Genomic DNA, 2,630 nt, shown 5'->3' with positions numbered 1-2,630 from the left:
TATCTTTTACGGCGGACGGAAATTGGATAAAAATAGACGGTTATTATAATTATGTTCCAGAAAAAGTATTGCCAGAAGCCGTTATAAATTCAATCAATTCTTTTTTGGCTAATTCAAAAATAGTCGATATAGAGAAAAAAGCGGGAGTTTATAAAATAAGATTTTCCGACAGAAAAGTCATAAGAATAACCGACAGCGGAAATATAATTTATCAAGGTTTTTAAATTTAAAATATTTTTTCTTAATAAAGAATTAGAGAATATTATATAAAAGATTAAAATTCTTCAATTTTTTTTGTTATGAAATTTATTATATTTTCTTTTGATATTTTAATCGGTTCGTTATCTTTTTCAAAATAAATAAAATTTCCGTCTCCAGTGCCAGCGACTCCAAAATCCGCATGCCTTGCCTCGCCCGGTCCGTTTACCACGCAGCCCATAATCGCTATAGTAATATTTTTTTTCATATTTTGAACATGCTTTTCAATATAACTTGCAACCTCTTCGACTTCAACCTGACATCTTCCGCAAGTGGGACATGAAATTATTTCTACGGAAGGCTCTTTTCTTAAACCCAAAAATTTTAAAAGCATTTTTCCCGCCATAACTTCTTCCACAGGGTCGCCCGTTATAGAATATCTTATCGTGTCTCCGATTCCATTCATTATGAGATAGGATAGCGCGCTTGTGCTTTTTATGAGCGAGCTTCTTAAAGTTCCCGCTTCCGTCACTCCCAAATGAATCGGGTAATCGTATTTTTTTCTAAATAAAATATTCGCGTCAATAGTCGTTTTTATATCCGAAGATTTTAAAGAAACTTTTATATTCGTAAAATTCAAATCTTCCATTAATTTTATATGTTCTCCCGCGCTTTTTACCATATTTTCGGGGCTAACTTCCTTATAAATCGCTCTGTCCAAACTTCCGCCGTTCACTCCGACTCTTATAGTTAGATTTCTAGCCTTCGCTTCTTTTATAACTTCTTTGACTTTCTCTTTATCTTTAATATTTCCAGGGTTTAATCTTAAAGCGTCAATTCCGTTTTTCATACTTTCCAAAGCGAGTCTATAATCAAAATGAATGTCGGCGATTAACGGAATTTTTATTTGAGATTTTATTTCTTTTATAGATTTTGCGGCGTCCATATCCAAAACGGCAAGCCTCACGATATCCGCCCCCGCTTCTTCGAGAGCTTTTAATTGACTCACGGTTGATTTTATATCTCTCGTGTCGGTATTCGTCATCGATTGAATGCTTATAGGATTCCCGCCTCCTATTAAAATATTTCCTACTTGGACGATTTTCGTTTTATTCATTATAAAATTTCCATTAAAATAAAGTATAAATTAAAATATTAAATAATTATTCTTTTTTAACTATACTAAAAAAATTTTAATTGTCAATAATTTTATCTTTTTCAATTTGCGGATGCTTGTTTTTTGAAGAAGAAGATATAAATTCTATAAAAATCTATAAATCAAGAAAATCTTTCAAAAATTTTCCAACGCCGTTGGAATGATTATCTAACGCGATATAATCGGCTCTGCTTTTCACTTCCTCTTCTCCGTTTTCCATAGCGACTCCGACTCCCGCAAATTCAATCATTTCAATATCGTTATAATTGTCGCCGAATGCTATAACATTTTCCCGATTTACCCCTTTTTTCTCGCAAAGCCATTTCAAAGCCGTTCCTTTATTTATTCCGTCTCTAAGTATTTCCAAAAAACTTGTATGCGAAAAAGAAGTATGAACTTTAACCGAACTTCTTATTTCGTCTTGCAATCTTTCCAAAATTTCATGCTCGCCGATAAAAAGCATTTTACTGAATTCAAAACTTTCAATATTATTCAAACCTACAAAAATTTCTTTAAGTTTTTCTTTATTTGCATATCTTCTAAAATAAAAATCTTCTTCGGAAGCGATATATTTATTTCCGCTGTAAACATGCAAATAAACATTCTCTTTTTTATATTTTTGGTAAATATCCATTACTTTAAGCGCGGTTTTTTCGTCCAAAGGCTCGTCATAAATAAATTTTCCGCCGCTATCGGTAATTATCGCTCCGTTTAAAACTATCGAATTATTTTTATTATTCAAATGTCTTTTATATCGAATCATTCCCTCGAAAGGTCTGCCCGTAGATAAAACTATCTCCGTTCCGTTATTTGCCAAATATTCAAAAATTTCTTTATTAAACGAACTTATTTCGCTTTCGTTATTTAAAAATGTTCCGTCCAAATCGGTAGCTATTAATTTTATATCTTTATTCATAAATATATTTTAACACAAAAATAATCAAAAACAAGTATTTAATATAATATAAATAATGTTACAAAAAATACTAATTACATAATTTTATTTTTTTAATTATTATATTGACATATAACTTTATTTAGTTTATAATATAGTTAAACAATTCAATGAATAACATTTAAAATAATAATCAAGGAGTAAAAATATGATTGGCAGAACACAAATTATGCGTTTATTAAAGTATAAAAATGCATTAAAACGTATGAAAAGTTTCGGTTTCATAAAAGCTTATTCAAATAATTTGGGAGATGCCATAGGTATAAGTTCCGTTCAAGTAAGAAAAGATTTTTCGTTATTTAATATATCTGGAAATAAAAA

4 protein-coding genes are annotated in these 2,630 nt (G+C 30.2%); 2 read left to right on the top strand and 2 right to left on the bottom strand.

All coding sequences use genetic code 11. The features are described from left to right. The coding region (locus EZH24_RS10015; protein ID WP_170310858.1) for a PepSY-like domain-containing protein at positions 1 to 224 on the top strand (224 nt) is incomplete at its 5' end. A gap of 50 nt (positions 225 to 274) precedes the next feature. Here EZH24_RS10015 and ispG read toward each other — a convergent pair. Further along, entirely contained in the window at positions 275 to 1,315 is a 1,041-nt protein-coding gene (gene ispG / locus EZH24_RS10010; protein ID WP_137999001.1) for a flavodoxin-dependent (E)-4-hydroxy-3-methylbut-2-enyl-diphosphate synthase, read from the bottom strand. Positions 1,316 to 1,469: 154 nt separating this feature from the next. After that, positions 1,470 to 2,270 carry a Cof-type HAD-IIB family hydrolase gene (locus tag EZH24_RS10005; RefSeq protein WP_137999000.1) on the bottom strand — a complete coding sequence of 267 codons (801 nt, stop codon included), beginning with the start codon at positions 2,268 to 2,270 and terminating at the stop codon, positions 1,470 to 1,472. A gap of 187 nt (positions 2,271 to 2,457) precedes the next feature. Between EZH24_RS10005 and EZH24_RS10000 the strand changes: the two genes are divergently transcribed. Further along, positions 2,458 to 2,630 (top strand): winged-helix domain-containing protein (locus tag EZH24_RS10000; RefSeq protein WP_272897895.1); only part of this gene is annotated, 173 nt, incomplete at its 3' end.

This window comes from Brachyspira catarrhinii, assembly GCF_005518285.1.
GTDB classification, from domain to species: domain Bacteria; phylum Spirochaetota; class Brachyspiria; order Brachyspirales; family Brachyspiraceae; genus Brachyspira; species Brachyspira catarrhinii.
This window is presented reverse-complemented; position numbering and strand designations above follow the sequence as displayed.